At 49.8% G+C, this 5,076-nt stretch carries 6 protein-coding genes; 3 read left to right on the forward strand and 3 right to left on the reverse strand.

Going from position 1 to position 5,076, the window contains the following annotated elements; all coding sequences use genetic code 11:
• Window positions 1-151 precede the first annotated feature (151 nt).
• The 3 genes from Q8Q07_05200 to Q8Q07_05210 are packed head-to-tail and all read left to right on the forward strand — an operon-like array spanning window position 152 to window position 2,490.
• Complete coding sequence (locus Q8Q07_05200) at window positions 152-712, forward strand: sigma-70 family RNA polymerase sigma factor (protein ID MDP3879685.1); 561 nt, start codon at window positions 152-154, stop codon at window positions 710-712.
• The gene (locus Q8Q07_05205; protein ID MDP3879686.1) at window positions 709-1,476 is read left to right on the forward strand and encodes a hypothetical protein; all 768 of its coding nucleotides are present in this window, start codon (window positions 709-711) and stop codon (window positions 1,474-1,476) included. The genes Q8Q07_05200 and Q8Q07_05205 overlap by 4 nt, the downstream gene beginning before the upstream one ends.
• A 36-nt stretch (window positions 1,477-1,512) precedes the next feature.
• Complete coding sequence (locus Q8Q07_05210; protein MDP3879687.1) at window positions 1,513-2,490, forward strand: leucine-rich repeat domain-containing protein; 978 nt, start codon at window positions 1,513-1,515, stop codon at window positions 2,488-2,490.
• A gap of 145 nt (window positions 2,491-2,635) precedes the next feature.
• Here the strand turns inward: Q8Q07_05210 and Q8Q07_05215 are convergent, their stop codons facing one another.
• The 3 genes from Q8Q07_05215 to Q8Q07_05225 are packed head-to-tail and all read right to left on the reverse strand — an operon-like array spanning window position 2,636 to window position 4,906.
• A complete protein-coding gene (locus tag Q8Q07_05215; GenBank protein MDP3879688.1) occupies window positions 2,636-3,340 on the reverse strand; it encodes a response regulator transcription factor in 705 nt (234 codons plus the stop codon).
• A complete protein-coding gene (locus Q8Q07_05220; GenBank protein MDP3879689.1) occupies window positions 3,312-3,725 on the reverse strand; it encodes a response regulator in 414 nt (137 codons plus the stop codon). Before Q8Q07_05220 ends, Q8Q07_05215 begins: the two co-directional genes overlap by 29 nt.
• A 17-nt stretch (window positions 3,726-3,742) precedes the next feature.
• Entirely contained in the window at window positions 3,743-4,906 is a 1,164-nt protein-coding gene (locus Q8Q07_05225; protein MDP3879690.1) for an ATP-binding protein, read from the reverse strand.
• Window positions 4,907-5,076 lie beyond the last annotated feature (170 nt).

Below are 5,076 nucleotides of genomic sequence, written 5' to 3' on the forward strand. Positions count from 1 at the left end.
TGCTTTAATACTAGCATAAGCCTATTTAGGCGTCAACCGCGGGTGCCAGAACCTAAGCAATGTTTCGCATTGCAATCGGCTGATTATCATCTGCCAGATATTTTTCTTGTGCAACTTTTTACCCCGCTCATCTGTTGTATATAATTGGAGGATGGATCTGGAGCAAGAAAAAGAACTGGTCGAACGAGCAAGATACTCCCCTGAAGCGTTTGGTGAATTGTACGATCGGTACTATGACCAGATATTCGGCTATGCTCTCAGACGCTGTGCAAATGTCGAAATTGCGAAAGATATAACCTCCGGTACTTTTCTTAAAGCATTGAGGAATATTAAGAACTATCGGTGGCAGGGAGTTCCGTTCTCACACTGGCTTTACCGGATTGCGAACCACGAGATCGTAAACCAGTATCACAAAGAAAAGCGCATAGTAAGTTATGAATTAACAGCGAACGAAAGCAATGCTGCTTTGCGAGGAGAATTGATAGCAGGAGAGAGTGAACTCAGGAGGCACGAAGATTACCTTGAGCTTCAGCAATATATTTCAAAGCTTCCGTCAAAATATCAGGAGGTAATCACTCTCAAGTATTTTGAAGACATGGACATAAATCATATTGCCGGCGTGTTGGGGAAACCGGAAGGGACGGTAAAATCTCTGCTCCACCGTGGCATCGAACGGTTACGCAAAATGATGGAATCCCGGGTGAACAAATGACGAACGAAGAATTAATAAGAAGATTGGAAGCTCTATACCTTCCGGATATCTCACTGGAAGTCCATCGGCGGGAACTAAGAGCAGCCCTGCTCAAGGAATACACTGAAATTAAATCTCGTCGTGGCCGATTAGCCTGGTTAAGCTTCCTGAAATTCCGGCCCCTGGTCTGGAGGACCGTTATTGCCACTTCGATGGCGTGGGTATTAATATTTATTTTCATATTCGCGGTCATAATCCCGGCGAACCAGCCCCAATCTGCAGCAGCGATGGCCATCGATACAGTTCTGGCCAGCCGGGAAGTGCAGGCTGCCTTGGCAAATGACGAGATGGAAGCTGTCGCAGTTTCCAATATAGGAACAAATCTTTTAGAGATTACGATTGAAAGCCGGGGAGGCACTATTATCATCGCAACGGTCGATACCACGGGCAATCAACCTGTGATTAAAGAGATAACCAATATTATCCCGACCGGGTCTATTTATGAGGAGCGGCATTATATTACGGGCGAAGAGCGGGGAGAGGTTTTATCTGTAGCAAAACTGGACCACAATTTCAAGGAACTCCTGGATAAGGGAGCAACCGTTGAGAGAATAGAGGCGGTGCAAAGTATCGTCGTCACACGGAATATGGATACCGGCGAAACTGATCATACCAGAGAAGGATGGGCAATGGTAACCTTGGAATTTCAGGATGAACAGTGGTTCTTTCTGGTCAGCATTGAACGGACCAAGGTGATCAACAGAGGATCGAGAGTTATCCGATAACGAGATAAAAGACAATGTAAAGAGAGGTGAGTATTCATGAAAAGCACACTTGCACTGGCAAACCGGATACTACTGGCTGTAGCGCTATCGTCCGCTTTTATTCTCGCTGCCTGTGGCCCAGCGACTACCGATAATCCAGCCACAAAGAATGAGGAAGCGGTGGAATTCGCTGACACTAACCTTGAAAGCGTGATAAGAGAAGCAATAGACAAACCTGAAGGCGTAATCTATCCTTCCGACCTCGATGGCCTTATGTCCCTGAAAGCGAGTGACAGGGAAATCGTGAGTCTAGAGGGGTTGGGACATGCTACCCAGCTTATCTCGCTCGAACTCCACAGGAATGCAATTGAGGATATCTCACCGCTGACATCTCTCAAGAATCTGACAAAGCTGTGGCTGGTCGGTAATCGTATAACAGACGTATCGCCGCTGGCCTCACTTACCGGCCTGACCGACCTGCAACTCAGCGGTAATCAGATTATAGACATATCCCCGCTTGCCGGACTCACAAACCTGCTTTTTCTCAATTTGGCCGGTAACAGTATTCAGGAAGTATCACCCTTGGAAAATTTAACGAACCTGGTAAACCTTGACCTTAACGGTAACAAAATAACCGATATATCCAGCTTATCTAATCTTACCGGCCTTATATCGCTCACATTGATGTTCAATCAGGTAGAAGACATTGCTCCCCTGGCTGTTATGACCGAAATGAAGACCCTGGATCTTGGGGGCAACAGGATAGAAGATATATCTCCGTTAGCCGCGCTTACAAAATTGGAGGTTCTGAATCTCGCTCCGCCGAATGGGAACCAGGCAGAAGATATTTCAGCAATAGCATCAATGGAGAAGTTGGTACAGCTAAGAGTCTGGAATAATGGCATAACCGATATCTCTCCGGTGGCGGACTTAACGAATCTGGAAACTCTCTGGGTTCTTGAGGGCAACCCACTTGACGAAGAGTCTTTACGTATTGTAGCGCAACTCAAAAAACGAGGGGTGGAGGTTCGTTAGTCTATCGTCGTGGCAATGATAGTAAACAAAGTATTGCAGTCGGCCGAAATGCCAATATGAAAATGGTAAACGGTCAGTCGCAGTGCAGATAGCAGCGGATTCGCTGCGGTCGTGTTGGAGTGCCACCGGTTTGAAAGAATAAGAATCAAGCGGCTTTCTGGAAATAGTAACCGACTCCCGGTTCAGTCAGGATATACCTGGGCAGAGCCGGGGTTGGCTCTATCTTCTGCCGCAGATGGGAAATATAGATACGCACATAGTCCAGGTCATTGATATATTCCCAGCCCCACACGTTCTCCAGAAGCTCTCGGTGAGTAAGAATATGGCCCGCCTTCTGTACCAGAAGCGCAAAGAGACGGAACTCCCGGGGCGTCAGCTTCACGCGCTCTCCCTGCACCATGACCTTCCGTGCCGCGATATCCACGTTGAGGATGTCATCATTGTAGGTAACTCCCTGCTTCATTCCGTTAACCGAAGGCAAATCGACTCGCCGCAGCGCGGCCCGCACTCTGGCTACCAGTTCCCGGTTGCCCACCGGCTTAAACAGGTACTCGTCCGCACCGTAGTCAAGCCCGCGCACGATATCCCCTTCCGCCTTATGCTGTCCGGTGAGCATGATGATGGGTATATCAGTAACTTCCCGGATACGCTGGCAGATCTGCCAGCCGGTCATCCCGTGCATGACCACATCCAGAAGGACGATATCCGGCCTCTCGTCAAAGAGTAGCCGCAGTCCTTCCTGACCGTCACCGACCTTGAATACCTCATACCCCTGCCGGGTCAGGATCTGGTCAACCAGCCTGAGAAAAGTGGTGTCGTCATCAATTACCAGCACCTTCTTGGCAAGCACCTCCACCTCCGTTTGACTGCTGTCGCAGCAGTCCGGAAATTATCCCGGGTAGTTCACGGGTACTGATGGGCTTTGACAGGTACATATTGCACCCTGCCTCCAGCACCTTCTCTCTGTCCCCTTTCATGGCGTAGGCAGTCAGACCGATGATAGGGGTCCGGCTAAATGACGGGGCTTCCCTCAGTTCCTTGACCACCTCCAGGCCGCTCATTCCGGGAAGCTGTATGTCCATGATGATGAGGTCTGGCTGCTCCCGTTTGACCATATCCAGCGCCTCTTCCCCGCTGGTCGCTTTGAGCAGAACATATTTCTCAGCGCCAAGGGTCATTTCAATCAACCGCATGTTCTGAGGGTTATCCTCGACGACCAGTATCTTCTCCCCCATCTTTTTTTCCCCCCTGTTTAAGCATATTCACCGGACCGGGTAAAGGGCAGGGTAAAGGTGAACCTGCTCCCCTCACCGGATTCGCTCTCTACCCAGATTCGTCCGCCGTGCATTTCTACTATCTGCCGGGCAATAGTCAGACCGAGTCCGGTACCATTCTTCTTTCTGACTGCGGCGCTGTCTGCCTGGTAGAAAGGCTCGAATATCTTTTCCTGCTCCTCCCTGGCGATGCCAATTCCATTATCGACTACGCTGACATAACAACAGCCGTCTTCCCTGCCCGCTTCAAGCTTCAGTTTGCCGCCCTCCGGGGTGAACTTACTGGCGTTACTCAGTAAATTGATGAGCACCTGTACCACCCTGTCTGTGTCAGCGTTCACCGGGGGAAGCGCATCCCCTATCATGATCGTAAACTCCTGCTTCTTCTGTGCCAGCCTGGGGACCATAACCCTCTTCAACGGTTCTACCAGGTTACCTATTGCAAAATCCGCCAGCCGGAGCTCCATCTTGCCGGATTCTATTCTGGACAGGTCAAGAATATCATTGACTAAACTCAGCAATTGGCGGCCGCCCTGCAAAATATCATTCAGGCATTGCCTTTGCTCGCGGTTAATCTCTCCGGGCACTTTATCCAGCATCAGCTCGGAAAAACCAATGATAACATTAAGAGGGGTACGCAGCTCATGGGACATGTGAGCCAGGAATTCGGACTTTGCCTCGGTCGCTCTCTTCAGCTCTTCATTAGCTTCAAGCAGGAGATGGTTGGTGTCCTGCAAACTGGCTACCAGTCCCTTATTCTCCAATGCCAGTCTTTGTTGCTTCAGGGCGTTAGCGATAGCGGTCTTCATCTCGTCGGGGTTGATGGGCTTAACAAAATAGGCATAAGCGCCATCATTTACCGCATTTATTGCCGTTTCCACACTGGCATAACCGGTCATCATTATTACAATCGCTTCAGGATTCATTTCTCTGGCCAGTTCCAGTATCTCCATTCCGCTGGCGTCGGGCAGCCTGATATCAGTAATAACGGCCTCAAAAGGACACCCACGAATCATCTCGAGGGCATCGGCGCCCCTCTCCAGCTCGATAACGCTGTAACCGGCATCCTCCAGTATGCCGCACAGGGTTATCCGGGTACCGATATCATCCTCGACCACCATCACGGTAGTGTCCGCGGGCATTACTCCTTCCTTCCCTTGATTGTATCCGTAATCAAGGCTATTACCTTTTCCATGTCAAAGGGCTTGTAGATACAGGTATAAACGCCCTCGTTTATCGCCTTCTTGACCAGGTCTTCTACCGAGTAGGCGGTCATCATAATCACCACCGCCCCGGGGTCAATCTTCTTAAC

The organism is Dehalococcoidales bacterium, from assembly GCA_030698765.1.
Taxonomy (GTDB): Bacteria; Chloroflexota; Dehalococcoidia; order Dehalococcoidales; family UBA2162; genus JAUYMF01.

Excerpts from the sequence above, each read along its gene's own strand:
- Q8Q07_05200 (MDP3879685.1), top strand. The coding sequence starts at position 152 with ATGGATCTGGAGCAAGAAAAAGAACTGGTCGAACGAGCAAGATACTCC.
- Q8Q07_05205 (MDP3879686.1), top strand. The coding sequence starts at position 709 with ATGACGAACGAAGAATTAATAAGAAGATTGGAAGCTCTATACCTTCCG.
- Q8Q07_05210 (MDP3879687.1), top strand. The coding sequence starts at position 1,513 with ATGAAAAGCACACTTGCACTGGCAAACCGGATACTACTGGCTGTAGCG.
- Q8Q07_05220 (MDP3879689.1), bottom strand. The coding sequence starts at position 3,725 with ATGGGGGAGAAGATACTGGTCGTCGAGGATAACCCTCAGAACATGCGG.
- Q8Q07_05225 (MDP3879690.1), bottom strand. The coding sequence starts at position 4,906 with ATGCCCGCGGACACTACCGTGATGGTGGTCGAGGATGATATCGGTACC.